17 protein-coding genes are annotated in these 21,119 nt (G+C 65.9%); 14 read left to right on the top strand and 3 right to left on the bottom strand.

What is annotated here, in order from left to right:
* Positions 1-160: 160 nt before the first annotated feature.
* Complete coding sequence (locus BN60_RS20380; RefSeq protein ID WP_043284155.1) at positions 161-1,249, top strand: site-specific DNA-methyltransferase; 1,089 nt, start codon at positions 161-163, stop codon at positions 1,247-1,249.
* Here BN60_RS20380 and mutY read toward each other — a convergent pair.
* Positions 1,246-2,298 (bottom strand): A/G-specific adenine glycosylase, encoded by a 1,053-nt coding sequence (gene mutY / locus BN60_RS20375; RefSeq protein WP_043284153.1) that lies wholly within the window; start codon positions 2,296-2,298, stop codon positions 1,246-1,248. The genes BN60_RS20380 and mutY overlap by 4 nt on opposite strands.
* Here mutY and BN60_RS29160 point away from each other — a divergent pair.
* From BN60_RS29160 to BN60_RS20350, 5 genes are all read left to right on the top strand, one after another.
* Positions 2,297-3,421: a DciA family protein gene (locus tag BN60_RS29160; RefSeq protein WP_083856210.1), complete on the top strand. Its 1,125-nt coding sequence runs from the start codon at positions 2,297-2,299 to the stop codon at positions 3,419-3,421. The two genes, mutY and BN60_RS29160, sit on opposite strands and share 2 nt — an antisense overlap.
* A gap of 54 nt (positions 3,422-3,475) precedes the next feature.
* Positions 3,476-4,135 carry a DsbA family protein gene (locus tag BN60_RS20365; RefSeq protein WP_020697988.1) on the top strand — a complete coding sequence of 220 codons (660 nt, stop codon included), beginning with the start codon at positions 3,476-3,478 and terminating at the stop codon, positions 4,133-4,135.
* A 22-nt stretch (positions 4,136-4,157) separates the two neighbouring features.
* Positions 4,158-7,814: an AAA family ATPase gene (locus tag BN60_RS20360; protein WP_020697987.1), complete on the top strand. Its 3,657-nt coding sequence runs from the start codon at positions 4,158-4,160 to the stop codon at positions 7,812-7,814.
* Positions 7,815-7,934: 120 nt separating this feature from the next.
* The gene (gene dapE, locus BN60_RS20355; RefSeq protein ID WP_020697986.1) at positions 7,935-9,122 is read left to right on the top strand and encodes a succinyl-diaminopimelate desuccinylase; all 1,188 of its coding nucleotides are present in this window, start codon (positions 7,935-7,937) and stop codon (positions 9,120-9,122) included.
* 7 nt (positions 9,123-9,129) lie between these two features.
* Positions 9,130-9,714 (top strand): hypothetical protein, encoded by a 585-nt coding sequence (locus BN60_RS20350; protein WP_148283493.1) that lies wholly within the window; start codon positions 9,130-9,132, stop codon positions 9,712-9,714.
* Here BN60_RS20350 and truA read toward each other — a convergent pair.
* Both truA and fmt read right to left on the bottom strand, forming a co-directional pair.
* Positions 9,664-10,452: a tRNA pseudouridine(38-40) synthase TruA gene (truA, locus tag BN60_RS20345; protein ID WP_020697984.1), complete on the bottom strand. Its 789-nt coding sequence runs from the start codon at positions 10,450-10,452 to the stop codon at positions 9,664-9,666. The genes BN60_RS20350 and truA overlap by 51 nt on opposite strands.
* Positions 10,453-10,456: 4 nt before the next feature.
* A complete protein-coding gene (gene fmt / locus BN60_RS20340; protein WP_020697983.1) occupies positions 10,457-11,419 on the bottom strand; it encodes a methionyl-tRNA formyltransferase in 963 nt (320 codons plus the stop codon).
* Between the two features lie 50 nt (positions 11,420-11,469).
* On the opposite strand from fmt, the gene zapE reads away from it, so the two are divergent.
* The 8 genes from zapE to BN60_RS20300 form a co-directional block, all read left to right on the top strand.
* Positions 11,470-12,645 (top strand): cell division protein ZapE, encoded by a 1,176-nt coding sequence (gene zapE, locus BN60_RS20335; RefSeq protein ID WP_020697982.1) that lies wholly within the window; start codon positions 11,470-11,472, stop codon positions 12,643-12,645.
* A 63-nt stretch (positions 12,646-12,708) separates the two neighbouring features.
* The gene (locus tag BN60_RS20330) at positions 12,709-13,608 is read left to right on the top strand and encodes a dienelactone hydrolase family protein (protein ID WP_043284151.1); all 900 of its coding nucleotides are present in this window, start codon (positions 12,709-12,711) and stop codon (positions 13,606-13,608) included.
* Positions 13,609-13,612: 4 nt separating this feature from the next.
* A complete protein-coding gene (locus BN60_RS20325) occupies positions 13,613-14,476 on the top strand; it encodes an alpha/beta fold hydrolase (protein ID WP_020697980.1) in 864 nt (287 codons plus the stop codon).
* Between the two features lie 85 nt (positions 14,477-14,561).
* Positions 14,562-15,527, top strand: a complete 966-nt coding sequence (mdh, locus tag BN60_RS20320) for a malate dehydrogenase (protein ID WP_020697979.1) — start codon at positions 14,562-14,564, stop codon at positions 15,525-15,527.
* A 191-nt stretch (positions 15,528-15,718) separates the two neighbouring features.
* The gene (gene sucC / locus BN60_RS20315) at positions 15,719-16,915 is read left to right on the top strand and encodes an ADP-forming succinate--CoA ligase subunit beta (protein ID WP_020697978.1); all 1,197 of its coding nucleotides are present in this window, start codon (positions 15,719-15,721) and stop codon (positions 16,913-16,915) included.
* The gene (gene sucD, locus BN60_RS20310; RefSeq protein ID WP_020697977.1) at positions 16,915-17,790 is read left to right on the top strand and encodes a succinate--CoA ligase subunit alpha; all 876 of its coding nucleotides are present in this window, start codon (positions 16,915-16,917) and stop codon (positions 17,788-17,790) included. Before sucC ends, sucD begins: the two co-directional genes overlap by 1 nt.
* Positions 17,791-17,854: 64 nt before the next feature.
* Positions 17,855-20,755 (top strand): 2-oxoglutarate dehydrogenase E1 component, encoded by a 2,901-nt coding sequence (locus BN60_RS20305; protein WP_020697976.1) that lies wholly within the window; start codon positions 17,855-17,857, stop codon positions 20,753-20,755.
* Positions 20,756-20,797: 42 nt separating this feature from the next.
* The coding region (locus BN60_RS20300; protein ID WP_342626623.1) for a biotin/lipoyl-containing protein at positions 20,798-21,119 on the top strand (322 nt) is incomplete at its 3' end.

Genomic DNA, 21,119 nt, shown 5'->3' with positions numbered 1-21,119 from the left:
CGTGCGAGAAGGAGAAGATGTCAGGCGTGATCGCGCATGGGCTATCGCGTCTTCGCTAGGGCTGGTGGGTAGTCGTGTGATTTGAGACTCGATCTAGTGGCTAAATATTTGAATCGATTGACTTCTTGACCCTTTGTTTCTGTGGATTCATTTTCCACAGATGAGCGGGGATAATTTGGATCGAGTGTTGGTGGGCGACTGCATCGAATTGATGCGCAGCCTGCCCGAAGCTTCCGTCGACATGGTTTTCGCGGACCCTCCCTACAATCTTCAGTTGGGCGGGGACCTGCTGCGTCCCGACAACAGCAAGGTCGATGCGGTCGACGACGACTGGGACAAGTTCGAGGATTTCGCGCGCTACGACCAGTTCACGCGCGCCTGGCTCGCCGCGGCGCGACGCGTGCTGAAGCCCGAGGGCACGCTCTGGGTGATCGGCAGTTACCACAACATCTTCCGTATCGGCACGGCGCTGCAGGATCTCGGCTTCTGGCTGCTGAACGACATCGTGTGGCGCAAGTCGAACCCGATGCCGAACTTCCGCGGCAAGCGCTTCACCAACGCGCACGAGACGCTGATCTGGGCGGCGCGCGACAAGCGGGCCAAGCGCTACACCTTCAACTACGAATCGATGAAGGAGCTGAACGAGGGCATCCAGATGCGCTCCGACTGGCTCCTGCCGCTGTGCACCGGCGGTGAGCGGCTGAAGGGCGAGGACGGCAAGAAGGCGCATCCGACGCAGAAGCCCGAGTCGCTGCTGTTCCGTTGCCTGATGTCGGCGTCCAATCCCGGCGACACGATCCTCGATCCGTTTTTCGGCACCGGCACCACGGGCGCTGTGGCGCGGCGCCTCGGCCGGCACTTCATCGGCCTGGAGCGCGATCCCGACTATGCCGCGATTGCCCGCAAGCGCATCGCCCTGATCCAGCCGCTGGCTGGCGAGGATGTGGCGCCCAAGCCCAGCAAGCGCAGCGAACCGCGCATTCCTTTCGGCGTGTTGATCGAGGCGGGGCTGTTGCAGCCTGGCACGGTGCTGAGCGATCAGAGCGGCCGCGTCCACGCACGCGTGCGGGCCGACGGCACTCTGTCGGCGGCCAATGCGCTCGGCGAGCATCGCGGCTCGATCCATCAGGTCGGCGCGGCCGTGCAGGGTGCGCCCGCGTGCAACGGCTGGACCTTCTGGCATATCGATGTTGCCGGCGCGAAACGGCCGATCGATCATCTGCGCCAGCAGGTGAGGGCGGGCCTCTAGTCCCTTACGGCGTGCGCGATCACCTTGCGCATCACCGTCGGCAAGGCACGTTCGGTAAGAGCATCGATCGGGCACCAGACCGAGCCGGGTAGCGCCCGCTCGGCCAGTCGCCCCGTCGTCGACGTGGCACGCGCGATGGTGAGTTCCAGGTGGAAGTGCGTGAAGGTGTGGCGCACCAGTCCCGCCAGCACCTGCCAGCGTGCCGGGACGGGCGCATCCTCCAACGCCTTGCCTTCGTCGAGCATGCCTTCGCGCCACGGGCTCGACGGCACTTCGTCCATGCCACCCAGCAGTCCTTTGGGCGGCCGTTTACGCAGCAGGATCGCGCCGTCCTTGCGCATCAGCACAAAGGCGAGGCCGCGGCGTGTCGGTTTCTCCGCTTTGGGTGCGCGGCGCGGCAGTTCCTCGGCGATGCCGAGCTTGCTCGCCCGACAGCCCGCGATCAGCGGGCAGATGACGCAGCGCGGGCCGCGCGGCACGCAGACCGTGGCGCCGAGATCCATCATCGCCTGGGCATAGTCGCCGGCCCGCTGTGAGGGAACGAGCCTGGCCGCGCGCTCGTGGATCTCGGGCTTGACGTTGGGCAGCGGCGTTTCCAGCGCGTAGAGGCGGGCGATAACGCGCTCGACATTGCCGTCGACGGCGGAGGCGGGATGGTCGAAGGCGATCGCCTGGATCGCCGCGGCCGTGTAGGGGCCGATTCCGGGCAGGGCGCGCAGCCCTGCCTCGTCTTCGGGGAAACGGCCGCCATGCGCTTCGGCGACGACTTGCGCGCAGGCGTGCAGGTTGCGGGCGCGTGCGTAGTAGCCGAGGCCCGCCCAGGCCGACAGGACCTCGTCCAGCGGCGCCGCCGCCAGGGCTTCGACCGTGGGCCAGCGCTCGACGAAGCGGCGGAAATATTCACCCACCGTGGCGACGGTGGTCTGCTGCAGCATGATTTCCGACAGCCAGACGCGGTAAGGCGCCGTACGCTCTCCCGGCGGGGCGCGCCAGGGGAGGGTGCGGCGATGTCGATCATACCAGGCGAGCAGTCGGTCGGCGTGAGTCATGGTCAGGCAACGGGGTGTGGCCTACCATACGGAGTGGAGTTTGAAAGGGTCCATGCGGGAAAACGGCTTCCGTGCGATCGGCGGGCTGGCCCAGAGGCTAACGTCCGGCATGGCGAAAGGCCGGGACGCCTCGGTCGTGCGACTGAAAGCGGAGTGGTCGGCCATCGTCGGTCCCGAGCTGGCGCGCGTCACCCGGCCGGACGCTCTCCTCTCCGCTCGCGGAGCCCGAAGCGCTCGATCCGGCAGCGGCAAGGTGCTGCGCCTCAAAGTGTCCGGCGCGGCCGCGCTCGAGGTCCAGCACAGGAGCAGTCAGGTCGTGGAGCGCGTGAACGCCTATTTCGGGCACCGGCTGATCGACGAACTGCGCCTCGTCCAGGGCGCGATCGCGGCCCCTCCGGCCAAACCCAAGGTGAAGCGCCCCGATGCTGCCGTCGAGCGTGAGATCGCGAACAAGGTTGCTGACGTGAAAGATCCCGAACTGCGGGCCGCCCTGGCGCGGCTCGGTGCGCGCATCTCAACGGGGCGGCGCAGCCTGCTGATCGGCGGCCTTGGGGCGCTCTTCCTCGGCGATAACCTGCAGGCGCAATCGGCGGCGAAGTTCCTCGACCCGCTGCCGGACGACCACGTGCTGGGCAAGCCGGACGCACCGAACGTCCTGATCGACTACGCCTCCTTCACCTGCCCGCACTGCGCCAACTTCAATGCCGCCGTGATGCCGGTATTGCGCCGCGAATGGATCGAGACCGGCAAGATGCGCCTGATCCATCGCCACTTCCCTTCCGATGGCGTGGCGACGCGCGCCAGCGTGCTGGCCGAATGCAGCGGCCCCGACAAATTCTTCGACGCGGTCGACACGCTCTTTCGCACGCAGGTCCAGTGGATGACCGCGCCCGATCCTGCGACGGAACTGCTGACGGTGCTGGCGGATTTCGGGGTGACGCCCGAAGGGGCGGCGGCCTGTATCGCCAACGACCGGCTTTTGGACAAAGTCATCAACGACGTGCAGTCGGGCCAGATGTTGGGGGTTCGGTTCACCCCGACGGTGTTCATCAACGAGCAGAACTACGGCAATCCCGGCGGCGCCGACGCCATCGCAGCAATATTACGCCAGGTGGGGCGGTAAACGTTTGACTCCCCACAGGCGTAATTCCCAAGATGTAGTGGAGAGGAAGACGGAATGCGGAATATCTTGATCGTCGCCGGCGGGGTCGTGGCGGTGGCCGCGATTGCGGCTGGCGCCTATTTCGGCACCCGTCCTGCCACAACGGGCACGGCGCCCGTGGCCGCGGTGGCGACCCCGGATTCGTCCGCTTTGGCGGCCGTTCAGCCCGGCGACCATGTCCTGGGCGACCCCAAGGCCCCGATCACCGTCATCGAATATGCCTCGCTGACCTGCTCGCACTGTGCGCAATTCCACACGCAGGTCCTGCCTGAGATCAAGAAGAAGTGGATCGATACCGGCAAGGTGAAGCTGGTCTATCGCGACTTCCCGCTCGACCAGGTGGCGGCCAAGGCTGCCCAGATCGCCGAATGCGCCGGCAACGACCGTTATTTCGGCGTTCTCGACATCATTTTCCGCGGTCAGCCGCAATGGCTGGCCTCCGCCGATCCGCTGACCGAACTCGCCAAGCCGCTGCGCATCGCCGGCATGGGGGAGAACGAAATCAAGGCCTGTCTCGCCAACGAGGCGATGAGCAACGCCGTGATCAACGACTACAAGGCCGGCGAGCAGATGGGCGTCAACTCGACGCCCACCCTGTTCATCAACGGCCAGCTCTATCGCGGATCGCGCTCGGTCGAGGATCTCGACGGCGTGTTCGGCAAGCTAGCCAAGTAAGTAACAGACAGGCGTGGTGTAGATGGTCCAGTTCGACAAGCTCCGGCTTTCCGGCTTCAAGTCCTTCGTCGATCCGACGGAGCTCGCGATCGAGCCCGGGATGACCGGAATCGTCGGGCCCAACGGCTGCGGAAAGTCGAACCTCGTCGAAGCGCTCAAGTGGGTCATGGGCGAGACCTCGGCCAAGCAGATGCGCGGCAGCGAGATGGAGGACGTCATCTTCGCGGGCGCCGGCACGCGGCCGGCGCGCAACATCGCCGAAGTGATGCTGTCGCTGGACAACAAGACCCGCACCGCGCCGGCGATGGTAAACGATACCGACCAGCTCGACGTCGTGCGCCGCATCGAGCGCGGCCACGGCTCGGCCTATTCGGTGAACGGCCGCGAGATTCGCGCCCGCGACGTGCAGACGCTGTTTGCCGATGCCGCGACGGGCTCGCGCTCGACCGCGCTGGTGAGCCAGGGCCGTATCGGAACCCTGATCAATGCCAAGCCGGCCGACCGCCGTATGGTCATCGACGAGGCCGCCGGCATCACCGGCCTCTATGCCCGCCGCCACGAGGCCGAGCTGCGCCTGCGCGCCGCCGAGCAGAACCTCGCCCGCGTGCAGGACGTGCTGGTGGCCCTTGAGGAGCAGCATAAGGGCCTGAAGCGCCAGGCGCGCCAGGCCAGCCGCTATCGCAACCTCTCCGACCATATCCGCCGTGCCGAAGCCTCCGTGCTGGCACTGAAGCTCGCTAACGCCGAGCGCGAACTGGCCGAATCGGGCGAGCGGTTGAAGGAAGCCGAGGCGCAGGTTGCCGATCTCACCCGCCTGGTCGGCCTTGCCACCACGGCGCAGGCCGAAGCCGCCACGGCGTTACCACCGCTGCGCAACGACGAAGCGGCTGCTGCGGCCGCCTTGCAGCGCCTGCGCGTGGCGCACGATGCGCTGACGGCCGAAGCCGAACGTGTGGCCGCCGCCCAGCTCGAAGCCGAAACCCGTCTGCAGCAGACCGAGCAGGACCTTGCCCGCGAGCAGGGACGCAAGGGCGATGCTGAAAAGGCCATCGCCGAGCTGGACGCTCAACGTACGCGGCTCGAAGAGGATCAGGTCGGCGAGGAAGATCGCGCCGAGGCCGCTCAGGAGGCGCGCGACACGGCTCAGGCCGAGACCGGCACGGCCGAGATCGAACTCGATCAGCTGACCCGCCAGATCGCCGCCGACGAGGCGCTGCGCCAGAGCGTCGGCCGCGAACTGTCCGAGCTGCAGGATCGCCTGCGTCGTCTGACCGTGCGCCGCAATGAGGTCGCCGCGCAGCAGCAGCAGATCGAGAACGAGCTGGCGAGCCTGCCGGCGCTGCCCGAGGTCGAGGAAGCGCTCGAAGCCGCTCGCGTGGCTTTGGAAGAGGCGCGTTACCAGGGCCAGGACGCGATCGAGGCGGCCCGCGAAGCCGAGCGCTACGAGTCCGAGGCGGCCCGCGCCGCAGTTGCCAAAGCCGAGGCCGAGCGTCTCGACATGGAGCGTGCGCGTGCTGCCGAACGGCAGGCTGCCGAAGCCAGCCACACCGCCGCCGTCGAAACGCTGCAGAAGACCAATGCGCGCCTGACCAAGCTGCGCGCCGAGGAAGCGGGCGTTGCCGCTGCGCTCAAGTCGGCCGCCGATTCACTCTGGCCGCCGCTGCTTGATGCGCTGACCGTCGAGCCGGGCTTCGAGAAGGCGCTGGGCGCGGCGTTCGGCGACGAGCTCGAAGCCTCGTCGGATCGCGGTGCGCCGGTGCACTGGCTGCCGCTCGAACCGCTGGCCGATGCGCCGGCGCTGCCAGAAGGCGTGACGCCGCTCGGCGCTCATGTCCAGACCCTGCCGGAACTTGCCCGGAGCCTGGCCTTCATCGGCATCGTGGCGGACGACGCCACGGGTGCCGCGCTGCAAGCCGGCCTCAAGCCCGGTCAGCAGCTCGTCAGCCGCGAAGGCGCGGTCTGGCGCTGGGACGGTTACACGATGCGGGCCGGCGCTCCCTCTACCGCCGCCGTGCGTCTCAGCCAGCGCAACCGCCTAGCCGAGATCCGTCTCCAGATCGACGGGGTGGTCGCCGAGCAGACAGCCGAACAGGCTCGTGTCGATGCGGAAAAGATCTGGCTCGCAGCCGCGCGTGATGCCGAGAAGACCTGCGTCGAGCAGGCACGTGCGCACGAGCGTCAGATCGCCGAGGCCTCGCGCCGCAAGGCGCAGGAAGCCGGCGAGGCCACGCGTGCGGCAGAGCGGGCCTCGCAGTCCGCGATTTCCGCGGCCGAGCGCAATGCTGCGCAGGCACGCGATCGTCATGTCGAGGTGGCGCGCCGCACGGACCAACTGCGGACACGCCTGAACGGCATCGAGCAGCTGCGCGCCGAGGTGACCGGCGACATCGCGGACGTTGAGATGCGCCGCACCTTCCGCGAGGCGCGTCTGTCGTCGATCTCCGACGGCCAGGCCGATCGCGTCGAGGCCGGCCAGCTCCGTGCTCGCATTGCCGAGCTGCGCGCCGCTCTTGTCGAGGCCGAAGCGCAGTGCAGCCGCCTTGCGCGCGAATCGGCGATGCGGGTCGAGCGGCTGGGGCAGATCGAGCGGGATCGCGATGGCTGGGCCAAGCGCCTGGAGGATGCCGACAGCCAGATCGTCGAACTCGACGCCCGCCGCGAACAGACTGCCGCCGCCATTGCCGAGTTGTCCGCCAAGCCGGAGGAAATCGAAGCCAAGCGCGAGACGCTGGCCGACGAGATCGAAAAGGCCGAGGCCAACCGCCAGGAAGCCGCCGACCGGCTGGCCATCGGCGAGACGCGGCTCGGCGAAGCGGACAAGGCGCTGAGGCAGGCCGAGACCGAAATGGGTCAGGCGCGCGAGAGCCGTGTGCGCCGCGAGGGTTTGATGGAGCAGGCGACCAAGGATCGCGAGGCGGTCGTCGAGCGTATCGTCGAGCGCCTGCGCTGCGAGCCCGAGGGCGTGCTGGCGCTGGCCGAGGTGCAGACGCTGGACGAGCTGCCCGAACTCGATAAGGCCGAGCACAAGCTCGAACGTCTGGTGCACGAGCGCGAGACCATGGGCGCGGTGAACCTGCGCGCCGAGGAAGAAGCCAACGAGCTCGAGCAGCAGATCACCGGCATGACGACCGAACGCGACGATCTGGTCGCCGCCATCGGTCGCCTGCGCCAGGGTATCCAGAGCCTGAACCGCGAGGGCCGCGAGCGCTTCCTCGCCGCCTTCGAGCAGGTTAGCGGGCACTTCCAGCAGCTCTTCACCAAGCTGTTCGGCGGCGGCAAGGCCGAACTCAGGCTGACCGAGTCGGAGGACCCGCTGGAGGCCGGCCTGGAGATCCATGCCAGCCCGCCGGGCAAGAAGCTGCAGGTCATGTCGCTGCTCTCGGGCGGCGAGCAGGCCTTGACCGCTCTCTCGCTGCTGTTCGCGGTGTTCATGACCAACCCGGCGCCGATCTGCGTGCTGGACGAGGTGGACGCACCGCTGGACGATCTGAACGTGGAACGCTTCTGTGGCCTGGTGAACGACATTGCCGGTCGCACCGACACGCGCTTCCTGGTCGTCACCCACCATCGCGTCACCATGGCGCGCATGGATCGTCTCTACGGCGTGACCATGGCCGAGCAGGGCGTCTCCCAGCTCGTCTCGGTCAATCTGCAGGAGGCCGACCGCCTGGTGGCCTGAGTCGAATAAGCAAGCAAGACTATCTTCCTCTCAAATGACTGGGCGCCGGCGGGCCTGAGCCGGCGCCCTTCTCTTTTGGGCACCCTTCTCTTTGGAAGGGGGCGGATGTAGTGTCCGGCCATGCCCGATACCCTGGCTCCCAATGTCACCGATGTCGTCGAACTGACGCGCGCCCTGGTCCGCTGCGAAAGCGTGACGCCGAAGGAAGCGGGCGCATTGCAGATTCTCGAGCGCACGCTGGAGCCGCTGGGCTTCCGCTGCGAGCGCATGGATTTCACGCAGGCCGGCACCGACGATGTCGCCAACCTCTATGCCCGAATCGGCACGGGGGGCCGCCATTTCTGCTTTGCCGGCCATTCCGACGTGGTGCCGGTGGGCGATCTTTCCTCCTGGACGATCGGTCCCTTCGCGGCCGAGCTGTCGGGCGGCTATCTGTTCGGCCGTGGTGCCGCCGACATGAAGGGGGCGATCGCGGCCTTCACCGATGCTACGGCCCGATTCCTCAGCCGTCGCGGCCGCGATTTCGGCGGCTCGATCAGCCTCCTGATTACCGGCGACGAGGAAGGGCCTGCGGTCAACGGTACCGTGAAGATGCTGAAGCGCCTCGCCGAGCGCGGCGAGACCATCGATGTCTGCGTGGTCGGCGAACCGACGAGCTCGAAGCGCTTCGGCGACATGATGAAGATCGGTCGGCGCGGCAGCATGACGGTCGACCTGACGGTGCGCGGCGTGCAGGGCCATGTCGCCTATCCCGAGCGCCTCGACAATGCCGTCCATCGCCTGTCGGCCATCATCGAAGCATTGGTGCGCGAGCCGATCGACAAGGGCAGCACGCATTTCCAGCCGACCTCGCTGCAGTTCACCACCGTCGATGTCGGCAACAAGGCGACCAACATCGCGCCGGGTGTCGTGCGCGCCCGCTTCAACACGCGCTTCAACGATCTCTGGACCTCCAAGACCCTGCTGGCTCATCTGCAGGAGCGTATCGAACGTGCCAGCGCCGCGATCGGCGGTAACGGCACGATCGAGTACGAGGTCTCGGTCTCGGGCGAGTCGTTCTACACGCCGCCGGGTTCGCTCAGCGATCTCGTCGCCGGCGCGATCCGCGACGTGGCCGGTGTCGAGGCCGAGCTTTCGACCACCGGCGGTACTTCGGATGCACGCTTTATTCGCAGCTATTGTCCGGTCCTCGAGTTCGGCCTGGTCGGCGAGAGCATGCACAAGGTCGACGAGAAGAGCGCTATCGCCGACCTCAAGACGCTGGCCCGCGTCTACGAAACAGTGCTCGACCGCTACTTCGCGGCCTGAGCGGATCGTGCTGAGCGCCGGGGAAATCGCCCGCGGCATGCAGGGAGCGCTTGGCTTCCTGCAACGCGATCCGGGGGCGCCATCCTATTTCGACAACACGGCCGAGAGCTGCCTGCGTTCGTTCCAGGTGATGATCCTGGTGGCGCCGCTCTACGCCGTGGTTCTGATGATTCTCTACTCGAACGTGACGACGACGGCCGAAGGATGGGAGATCGTCCTCGTCGAGGCGCTGCGCTACACCGTCGATTGGCTGTTGTTTCCGGTCATCTTCTTCGAGATTGCCCGACGTCAGAACTGGGTGGGGCAGTATCCGCGCTATATCTCTGCTCTCAATTGGGTGAACCTGCCGCTCATGATCGTGGCAGTGGTTGCCGTCATCCTGGCGTCGATCCTGCCGACGGCTGCCGCGGTCCTGATTCAGCTCGGCCTCTATGGTCTGCTCTTCTACTGGTTCCTCGCGGTGACACGGTCGGTCCTGAAGGCGAGCTGGCTGCAGTCGTTCATGCTGCTGCTGGTCAACTGGGTGCCGTCGCGCTTCCTCTCAGTGATCGTCGACCGTTTCCTCGGGATCGCTCCGGCGATTAGCACCTAGGTCGTAGCGCACCTCCATGAAGCAAAGGCCCTGAGGCGGCGCCGTCGGGCCGGCGCGCGTGCGGTCGCGGGCCGCCAGCGCCTGTTCGACGTCGCGGCGGCTCCATTGGCCGCGGCCCACGAGCTGGAGCGTACCGGCCAGGATGCGTACCTGATTGTGCAGGAAGGAGCGGGCGCCGACGTCGAGCGTGATCTCGTCGCCGTTTCGACTGACGGTGAGCAAATCCAGGGTCTTCAGGGCCGAGAGCGCCTGACAGGAGGTCGAGCGAAAGCTGTTGAAGTCGTGGTGGCCCAGCAGTACCGACGCCGCATCGGCCATCGCTTCGACGTCGAGCGGCACGGGAACATGCCAGAGCTGGCCGCGATCGAGGGCAGGCGGCGCTCGGCGATTGAGGATGCGATAGCGATAGCGTCGCCAGGTCGCCGAGAAACGTGCATGGAAATCCGCCGTCGCGGGTTCGGCCTGCACGATGGCGACCGGATGGGGTTTCAGATGAAAGTTGAGGGCGGACCGCACGGTCTCGGCGGATTTCTCGCCGGCGAGATCGATATGGGCTACCTGTCCGCGGGCATGGACGCCGGCATCGGTGCGGCCGGCACCGACGACGGCGGCACGTTCGCCGCAGAAGGCAAAGACGGCGTCCTCGAGTGCACCCTGTACAGAAAGACCGTTTTCCTGACGCTGCCAGCCGACGAAGGGCTCGCCGTCATACTCGATGGTGAGCTTGTAGCGCGGCACGGCGTCAAGTCGGCAGGCGTACGACCGCGGGCGACGCCAACACGGTTCCGGCGCCGAGGGCGAAGCCGCGCAAGAAGGCATCGGCGGACTGCGCCGACTTGCCAGGCCGTTGCAGCTTCAGAAGCTTGAGCCCGCCCACGCCGCAGGCCACGACGGGAAAGCCATCGCGCGCGATGCTGACCGTGCCGGGCGTGCCGCCGGCCAGCGTAAGGGTCGCTTCCAGCACCTTGATGCGCTCGACCCCATTGTCCTTGGGGGCTTCGAACGACGTGCCGGGCCAGGGATGGAAGGCGCGTATCTTGCGCTCGATCTCGGCGGCCGGCCGGCGCCAGTCGAGCACGCCTTCCTCCTTGCCGAGCTTATGGGCATAGGTGACGCCCTCCTCGGGCTGTACGACAGCGTTGATGCTCTTGCGCATCAGCCCGTCGAGCGTCGAGACGATCAGGCGTGCGCCCAGCTCGGCCAGACGGTCGTGCACGCTTTCGGCGGTGTCGGCCGCGGAAATCGGCGTGCTTTCCGCCAGCAGCATCGGGCCGGTGTCGAGGCCTTCGTCCATGCGCATGGTGGTGACGCCCGTCTCGGCGTCGCCCGCCAGAATGGCGCGATGGATCGGTGCGGCCCCGCGCCAGCGCGGCAGCAACGAACCGTGGATGTTGATGCAGCCAAGCACCGGCGCGTCGAGGAAGCTCTTGGGCAGGATGTGCCCGTAGGAGACGACGACGGCGGCGTCGAGATCGAGCGCCTTGAACGATGCGGCTTCCTCGTCGCTCCGAAGGCTTCGCGGTGTGTGCACGGTCAGGCCGAGCTGGTCGGCAAGCTCATGAACGGGCGTCTTGCGTTCCTGCTGGCCACGGCCTGCAGGCTTGGGGGCTCTTGTATAGACGACGGCCACGTCGTGTCCGGCCTCGACCAGGGCCCGCAGAGCGGGCACGGCAAATGCGGAAGTGCCAAGGAACGCAATCTTCATCGCCGCACCTTATAGGCAGCGAAGCGTCGGTGAGCTAGGTATGCGGTTCAATGGAATCCGCGACCTCCTCGCCCGGCCCTCTGGTTGAAAAGAAGGGACCTCTCGCCAATCTCACGGCACGCCGCGCCGCCGGCGAGATCCATGCCGATCCTGTGCAGGAGAAGGTCGTCCTGCGCCTGCAGGCAATCTACGACCAGCTCGTCGCGATGGCAGCCCAGCCCGCCAAGCCGGCGGGGCTGCTTGCCCGGTTGGGGTTGGTCAGTGCACCCAAGCCGCCCGATGGCCCGCACGGTCTCTACATCTGGGGGCCGGTCGGTCGCGGCAAGTCGATGTTGATGGATCTCTTCTTTGCCGATGCGCCGGTGGCTAAGAAGCGTCGTGTCCACTTCCACGAATTCATGCTTGAAGTTCAGGCGCGCCTGCACAGCCGCCGCGAGGAGCTGGCGGCCAAGGGCGCGTCTCCGGAGTCCGATACAATCGTGCCGATCGCCAGGCAGATTGCCGCCGAGACGCGGCTGCTATGCTTCGACGAATTCCAGGTGACCAATATCGCCGATGCGATGATCCTCGGCCGCCTGTTCGAGACGCTGTTCGAGGAAGGCATCACCGTGATCGCCACCTCGAACCGAGCGCCCGACGATCTCTACAAGAACGGACTGCAGCGCGACCGTTTCTTGCCGTTCATCGAACTGCTGAAGCAGCGCCTCGAAGTTCTCGAACTGGGCGGTGCGCAGGATTACCGCATGGGCCGCATGCGCGAATTCGACCTCTACCTGACGCCGCTCGGCGCTTGGGCCAACGCCAAGCTCGACGAAGCCTTTCGCGCCCTGAGTGGCGGCTCCGACGGCGCGCCGCGCGTGCTGCGCACGCAGGGGCGCGACGTCGAGGTGCCGCGCGCCGCGCCGGGTGTCGCCATGGCGCACTTCCTCGACTGGTGCGCCAAGCCGATGGGCGCCGCCGACTTCCTCTGCATTGCCGATCACTTCCATACGATCATCGTCGCGGACATCCCGAAGATGGGGCCAGACAGTCGCGACAAGGCCACCCGCTTCGTGACCATGATCGACACCTTCTACGAAAGGAAGGTGAAGCTGATCTGCTCCGCGGCCGGTCCGCCGGCGTCGCTCTATCTCGCGGGCGACGGTTCGTTCGAATTCGAGCGGACCGTATCTCGGCTGATGGAGATGCAGAGCCCGGAGTATCTCGCTTTGGATCACATCGCCTAATTGTGATTGTGGCGGCCTGTGGCTGCAGCCTAGGCTCCGCCCGGCATTTCAGCTTCGGGAGGCATGGGAATGGACGGCGATCGCACGATTTCTCTGGAAAGCTACGGCCTGTCGCGGCGCAACGCGCTCAAGGCGACGGCGAGCGGCGCGGCACTGGGCAGCACCTTCGCGCTGGCGGTTCAGCCCGTCCAGGCGCAGACGATGATCACCACGCCGACCGACGGACTCACCGCCGGCGAGGTCAAGGTCAAGACGTCGGACGGCAAGGAAATGGTTGCCTATCGCGCCATGCCGGCTTCGGGCACGGGCTTCGGCACGATCCTGGTCGTACAGGAGATTTTCGGCGTCCACGCTCACATTGCCGACATGTGCCGCCGCTTCGCCAAGGCGGGCTACTACGCCATTGCGCCAGAACTCTATTTCCGCCAGGGCGACCCCAAGGGCTATACCGAGATCCCGAAGCTGATCAGCGAAGTCGTGGCCAAGGTGCCGGATGCGCAGGTCATGGGCGATCTCGACTCGACGGTCGCCTTCGCCAAGGGCGAGGGCAAGGCCGATACTGCCAAGCTGGGCATCACCGGCTTCTGCTGGGGCGGGCGCATCACCTGGCTCTACGACGCGCACAATCCGGCCGTTAAGGCAGGCGTGGCCTGGTACGGCCGCGTCGTCGGCGACGCCACGCCGCTCACGCCCAAGCATCCGATCGATATCGCGAAGACGCTGAACGGCCCAGTCCTGGGCCTCTATGGCGGCGCCGATACGGGCATCCCGAACGATACGGTCGACAAGATGCGGGCGGCCCTTAAGGACGGCAATGCGGCGGCGAAGAAGTCGGAGATCGTGACCTATCCCGATACCCCGCACGCCTTCAACGCCGACTACCGTCCGAGCTATCGCAAGGAACAGGCCGAAGACGGTTGGAAACGCGCGCTCGCCTGGTTCAAGGCCAATGGCGTAACCTGACGGGATGACCGTCGACACAACAGGTATCAAGACGCGCTCGGGCCTGACATTCACCGCGGATGTTGCGGGCCCGGCCAGTGGTCCACTCGTGCTGATGCTGCACGGGTTTCCCGAATCGCGGCATAGCTGGCGCGCTGCGTTGCCGGCCCTCGCAGCGGCCGGCTACCGTGCCGTCGCCCCCGACCAGCGGGGCTACTCGCCAGGCGCGCGTCCCGATCCGGCCGACCTCGCCAACTACGCCTTCGACAAGCTGATTGGCGATGCGATCGAGATCGTGGCGGCGGCCGGTTACGAAGGTAAGCGCTTCCATTTGGTCGGCCACGATTGGGGCGGGCAAGTTTCGTGGGGCGTTGCGAGCCGGCATCCGGAGCGGCTGGCGTCGCTCACCATCTTGTCGCGGCCGCATCCCTCGTCATTTCGTCGGGCCCTCCAGAAGGAGGATGGCGACCAGAAGCATCGCTCGCGCCACCATCGCGCCTTCCTCGACGCCGATACCGGCAGGCTGCTGCTGGCCGACAATGCGCGGCGTCTGCGGGAAGGTCTGTTCGGACAGGGCGTGCCAGCGGCGGCGCTCGAAGATCATCTCTCGGTCCTCGGAAATCCCGAAGCGCTGGAAGCAGCCCTTGCCTGGTATCGCTCGAACAAGGGACTCGCCGCCGATATCGGCACGATTGCGGCGCCGACGCTCTATATCTGGGGCGATGCCGACGCGACGGTCGGGCCGGATGCCGCCTACGGCACAGCCGAGTTCGTGGCGCCCTCGTTTGCCATGGAAGTGCTGCCGAATGTCGGCCATTTTGTCATGGATCAGGCGCCGGCCAAGGCCACCGATCTTTTGCTGGCGCACCTGAAGAAACATCCGGTCTGAGAAATCGGCCCGGCATCGGCTCGTCTTGCCGCTCCCGGCGAATCGCGCTACCACGCGCCGCCTTTAAGAATCGGGAGTTTTTCGCATGGCTCGCAAGAAGATCGCGCTGATCGGCGCCGGACAGATTGGCGGCACTCTGGCGTTGCTCGCCGGCCAGAAAGAGCTGGGCGACGTCGTCCTGTTCGACATTCCCGATGCCGAGGGCATCGCCAAGGGCAAGGCGCTCGACATCGCGCAGCTCAGCCCGGTCGAGGGCTTCGACGCCGCCTACAGCGGCTCGTCCGACTACAAGGCGATCGAAGGTTCCGACGTGGTCATCGTCACCGCCGGCGTGCCGCGCAAGCCCGGCATGACGCGTGACGACCTGGTCGGCATCAACGCCAAGGTCATCGACGCCGTTGGCAAGGGCATCAAGGCTCATGCGCCCAACGCCTTCGTCATCGTCATCACCAACCCGCTCGACGCCATGGTCGGCCTGATGCAGGAAGTCACGGGCTTCCCGCCGGAGCGCGTCGTCGGCATGGCCGGCGTGCTGGACAGCGCCCGTTTCCGTCTGTTCCTCGCCGAAGAATTCAACGTCTCGGTCGAGGACGTCACCGCCTTCGTGCTGGGCGGCCACGGCGACACGATGGTGCCGTTGCTGCGCTACTCGACTGTCGGCGGCATTTCGCTGCACGATCTGGTCGACATGGGCTGGACCACCAAGGAGCGGCTCGAGAAGATCGTTCAGCGCACCCGCGACGGCGGTGCCGAGATCGTGGCGCTGCTCAAGACCGGCTCGGCTTTCTACGCCCCGGCGGCTTCGGCCATCGCCATGGCGGAGTCCTATCTCAAGGACAAGAAGCGCGTCCTGCCCTGTGCCGTGATGTTGAACGGTCAGTACGGCGTGAAGGGCCTCTACATCGGCGTGCCGGTCGTGATCGGCGCCAAGGGCGTGGAGCGCATCGTCGAAGTCGAGTTCAACGCCGAGGAAAAGGCGATGTTCGACAAGTCGGTCGCGGCGGTGAAGTCGCTGATCGAGGCCACCAACAAGATCGTCGGCCGCGCCTGAGTTTCGGCCTGTGTTGCAGGCGGCCTGCGCAAAGGCTGCCTGCGACTTTGGTCGAACGCCTCAAAAGGGTCATCAGTCCGTCGTTGCCAAGGGCTTGTGGCACTCATAAAGTGCCGCATCCCTTGGTTAGTTGCGTTTAAAAACTGAGGGCTGATAAGCTTCTTGCAAGCAGTCCCGAACGATAGGACTCCATGAACATCCACGAATACCAGGCCAAGGCGCTATTGGCCAAATTCGCCGTCCCGCTGCTCAAGGGCGGCGTCGCGTACACCAAGGACGAGGCGATGGACGTCGCCCGCAAGCTTGGCGGGCCTGTCACCGTCGTGAAGGCCCAGATCCATGCGGGCGGCCGCGGCAAGGGACACTTCAAGAGCGATCCCAAGGGCAAGGGCGGTGTGCGCATCGCCAAGTCGGCCGACGAGGTCGGTGCCGCCGCGGCGGCAATGCTGGGCCAGGATCTGGTGACCAAGCAGACCGGCCCGGCCGGCAAGACCGTCCAGCGTCTCTATATCGAAGACGGCTGCGACATCAAACGCGAGCTCTACCTCTCGATGCTGGTCGACCGTGCGGTCGGCCGGATCTCCGTGGTCGCGTCGACCGAAGGCGGCATGGATATCGAGACCGTGGCGCACGAGACGCCCGAGAAGATCGTCAAGCAGGCGATTGATCCGGCGGCCGGCTATCAGGGCTACCAGGGCCGCAGGATTGCCTTCGCGCTGGGCCTGCAGGGCAAGCAGGTCGGGGCCTTCGCCACGATGCTGGGCAACCTCTATCGTGCTTTCATCGAGCTCGATGCGTCGTTGATCGAGATCAACCCGCTGGTGGTCACCGGCGCGGGCGAGGTGGTCGCGCTCGATGCCAAGATGAACTTCGATGACAACGCGCTCTACCGCCACAAGGAACTAGAAGATCTGCGCGACCTCGACGAAGAGGATCCCGCGGAAACCGAAGCGGCCAAGTACGCGTTGAACTACGTGAAGCTCGATGGCCAGATCGGCTGCATGGTGAATGGCGCAGGCCTCGCCATGGCCACCATGGACATCATCAAGCTCTACGGCTCCTCGCCCGCCAACTTCCTCGATGTCGGCGGCGGCGCCACCAAGGAGCGTGTGACGGCGGCCTTCAAGATCATCCTGAAGGACCCCAACGTCGAAGGCATCCTGGTCAACATCTTCGGCGGCATCATGCGCTGCGACGTCATCGCCGAGGGCGTGGTCGCGGCAGCACGCGAGGTCAATCTGCACGTGCCGCTGGTCGTGCGGCTCGAAGGCACCAATGTTGAGCTCGGCAAGAAGATTCTGAAGGAATCGGGTCTGAAGATCACCTCGGCCGATCATCTGGCCGACGCTGCGGAAAAGATCGTCAAGGCGGTCAAGGAGGCGAACTGATGGCTGTCCTGGTCGATAAGAACACCAAAGTCATCTGCCAGGGCTTCACCGGCTCGCAGGGTACCTTCCATTCCGAACAGGCGATCGCCTACGGCACCAAGATGGTGGGCGGCGTGACGCCGGGCAAAGGCGGCACGAAGCATCTCGACCTGCCGGTGTTCGACACCGTTGCCGAAGCCGTCGAAAAGACCGGCGCCACGGCGAGCGTGATCTACGTGCCGGCGCCCTATGCCGCCGATTCGATTCTCGAAGCGGTCGATGCCGAGATTCCGCTGGTCGTCTGCATCACCGAGGGCATTCCGGTGCTCGACATGGTGAAGGTGAAGCGGGCATTGGTCGGCTCGAAGTCGCGCCTGATCGGGCCGAACTGCCCCGGCGTCATCACCCCGGGCGAATGCAAGATCGGCATCATGCCAGGCCACATCCACAAGCGTGGCAAGATCGGCATCGTCTCGCGGTCCGGCACGCTGACTTACGAAGCGGTGGCGCAGACTACGGCGGCCGGCCTCGGCCAGACGACCTGCATCGGCATTGGCGGCGATCCGGTGAACGGCACCAACTTCGTAGAGTGTCTCGAGATGCTGATGGCCGATGCGGAGACGCAGGGCATCATCGTGATCGGCGAGATCGGCGGCGACGCCGAAGTGAAGGCCGCGGAATACATCAAGGCTTCCAAGGTGAAGAAGCCGGTCGTCGGCTTCATCGCCGGCCGCACCGCGCCGCCGGGCCGTCGCATGGGCCATGCCGGTGCCGTGATCTCGGGTGGCAACGACACCGCCGAGTTCAAGGTCGAAGCCATGCGCGCTGCCGGCATCAGAGTCGCTGAGTCTCCTGCGGCGCTGGGCGAGGAAATGCTTAAAGCCATGAAGGGCTGACAAGTGTAGGTGCCGCCCAGCCTCTGCTAGGCGGCCAGCGACGATAGGCCAGGGAGTAGAGGCCATGAGAGCAGAACAGACATCGTTCCTGTTCGGCGCCAACGCGCCATTCATCGAAGAGCTTCACGCGCGCTATCTTGCCGATCCCAATGCGGTCGATGCGGAGTGGCGCACCTTCTTCGGTGCGCTGGCCGACCAGAGTGGCGACGTGCTGGCTGAAGTGCGTGGCGCGTCCTGGGCTCCCAACAAGGAGCGGGTGATCGGTGTCGTCGATCCCGACACGCTGCCGGCGGCCGCCAACCGCAACGTGAAGGGCGGCAAGGGCGCCGCCGCTCCCGCTGTCCCGTTGGCTGGCAAGACCGAAGCCGAAATCCGCGCCGCGGCGCAGGATACGGCACGCGCGCTGATGCTGGTCCGCGCCTACCGCATCCGAGGCCATCTCGAGGCCGACCTCGATCCGCTGGGCCTCGTGCGCCAGGCACCGCATCCCGAACTCGATCCGGCGACCTATGGTTTTGCCGAGAGCGACTGGGATCGTCCGATCCTGATCTTCGGTTCGCTGGCTCTGGGCGAGTCCGCGACCCTGCGCCAGATCATGGAACGCCTGCGCAAGACCTATTGCGGCAAGATCGGCGTCGAGTTCATGCACATTTCCGATCCGGCGCAGAAGGCGTGGATCCAGGAGCGTATCGAGCACATCGAGAACCAGACCGAATTCACCCTGACGGGCCGCAAGATGATCCTGGAACGGGTCATCGAAGCGGAGGGCCTCGAGCGCTACCTGCATGTGAAGTTCGTCGGCACCAAGCGCTTCGGCCTCGATGGCGGCGAAGCGTTGATCCCCGGTATCGAACAGATCCTGAAGCGCGGCGGCCAGCTCGGCGTGAAGGAAGTGATGCTGGGCATGCCGCATCGCGGCCGTCTCAATACGCTCGTGCACGTCATGCACAAGAGCTACACGGCGCTCTTCTCCGAGTTCCAAGGCCGTTCTTCGCAGCCCGAGGAAATGCGCGGGTCGGGCGACGTGAAATACCATCTCGGCGCCTCGGCCGATCGCGAGTTCGACGGCAACGTCGTGCATCTCTCGCTTTCGCCCAACCCTTCGCATCTCGAAGCGGTGAACCCGGTGGTGCTGGGTAAGGCACGCGCCAAGGAAGACCAGCGCGGCGACACCGACCGCAGTCAGGTCATGTGCGTCCTGATGCACGGCGACGCGGCTTTCGCAGGTCAGGGCCTGGTTGCCGAGAGCCTCGATCTTTCCGACCTCGATGGCTATCGCATCGGCGGCACGATCCATTTCGTGGTCAACAACCAGATCGGCTTTACGACCCTCCCGACGCAGTCGCGCTCCGGTCCGTACTGCACCGAGATCGCCAAGATCGTTCAGGCGCCGATCCTGCACGTGAACGGCGACGATCCGGAAGCCGTGGTGCACGTCGCGCGCATCGCCACCGAATTCCGCCAGCACTTCAAGCGCGACATCGTCATCGACATGTTCTGCTACCGCCGGCACGGCCACAACGAGGGTGACGAGCCGATGTTCACCCAGCCGCTGATGTACAAGCAGATCGGCGGCCACAAGTCGGTGATGGAAATCTACGCCGCTCGGCTGGAGTCCGAGGGCGTGGTGAGCGCCGAGGACGTCGCGGGCATGAATACCGCGTTGCGCGAAAAGCTCGACAAGGCACTGGAAGCGGCGGCCAACTACAAGCCCAACAAGGCCGACTGGCTGGAAGGCAAGTGGTCGGGATTCACCGTTGCGCCGGGCGAGGAAGATCGCAAGGGCATCACAGCTGTCGATCTCGACAAGCTGAGAATGGTCGGCCGCGCAATCTCCGAGCCGCCGAAGAACTTCGAACTCAACCGCAAGATCGCGCGTCAGCTCCAGGACAAGCGCAAGACGATCGAGTCCGGCGCGGATATCGATTGGGCGACCGGCGAAGCGCTGGCCTTCGGCACGCTGCTGTCGGAGGGCACGCCGGTTCGCCTCAGCGGACAGGACTCCGGCCGTGGCACCTTCTCGCAGCGCCATTCGGTGTTGGTCGATCAGGTCAACGAGCAGAAGTACGTTCCGTTGAACCACGTCGCCGATGGCCAGGCGCGTTTCGAGGTGATCGACAGCCCGCTCAACGAGGCGGCCGTGCTGGGCTTCGAATACGGCTACTCGCTGGCCGAGCCCAACGCGCTGGTCCTGTGGGAGGCGCAGTTCGGTGACTTCGCCAATGGCGCGCAGGTCATCATCGACCAGTTCATCTGCTCGGGCGAGAGCAAGTGGCTGCGCATGTCTGGCCTCGTCCTGCTCCTGCCGCACGGCTACGAGGGCCAGGGACCCGAGCACAGCTCGGCGCGCCTTGAGCGCTACCTGCAGCTTTCGGCCGAGGATAATTGGCAGGTCGTCAATCCGACGACGCCGGCCAACTACTTCCACGCACTGCGCCGGCAGATGCGCCGGACCTTCCGCAAGCCGCTGGTGGTGATGACGCCGAAGTCGCTGCTGCGTCACAAGGAGTGCGTGTCGACCCTGGCGGATTTCGGCCCGGGAAGCTCGTTCCGCCGCATTCTCGCCGAGACCGACCAGATCGCGCCCGGTTCCAAGGTGCGCCGCGTCGTGCTCTGCTCGGGCAAGGTCTACTTCGATCTCGTCGCCGAGCGCCGCAAGCGCAAGATCGACGACATCGCAATCCTGCGCATCGAACAGCTCTATCCGTTCCCGTTCACGCGGCTCGGCGTGCGGCTTGCGGAGTATCCGAATGCCGAGGTCGTGTGGTGTCAGGAGGAGCCCGAGAACATGGGCGCCTGGCACTTCGCCGACCGCCGTATCGAACGTGCTTTGGCCGGAATCGACGTCAAGGCTAAGCGGCCGGTCTATGTCGGCCGGGCTGAGGCAGCCTCGCCAGCCACCGGCTCGGCGCGCACGCATCTCAAGGAACAGGCCGATCTGGTCGACCGCGCGCTCACCATCTGAGCGGCGCGGCCTATGGCCGATGGGTAGAGAAGGGGTTTAGTCATGTCTGTCGAGATCAAGGTTCCGGCGCTGGGTGAATCGGTCACCGAGGCGACCGTCGCCAAGTGGCTGGTGAAGGCGGGCGATGCGGTTGCCGTCGACCAGCCCTTGTGCGAACTGGAAACCGACAAGGTGACGGTCGAGGTGAATGCCTCGGTTGCCGGCACGATTGCCGATCTCGTCGTCGAGGAAGGGGCGTCGGTCCAGGTGGGCGGCGTGCTCTGTCACATCGAAGCCGGCGCTGCCGGTGCCGCGGCGCCGAAGCCGGCGGCCGCGCCGGCCGCTGCTCCCGTGCCGAAGCCCGCCGCACCTGCGCCCACACCGG

The organism is Reyranella massiliensis 521, assembly GCF_000312425.1.
Lineage (GTDB): Bacteria > Pseudomonadota > Alphaproteobacteria > Reyranellales > Reyranellaceae > Reyranella > Reyranella massiliensis.
The sequence above is the reverse complement of the archived record's forward strand: the minus strand, read 5'-3'. Positions and strand labels throughout refer to the sequence as shown.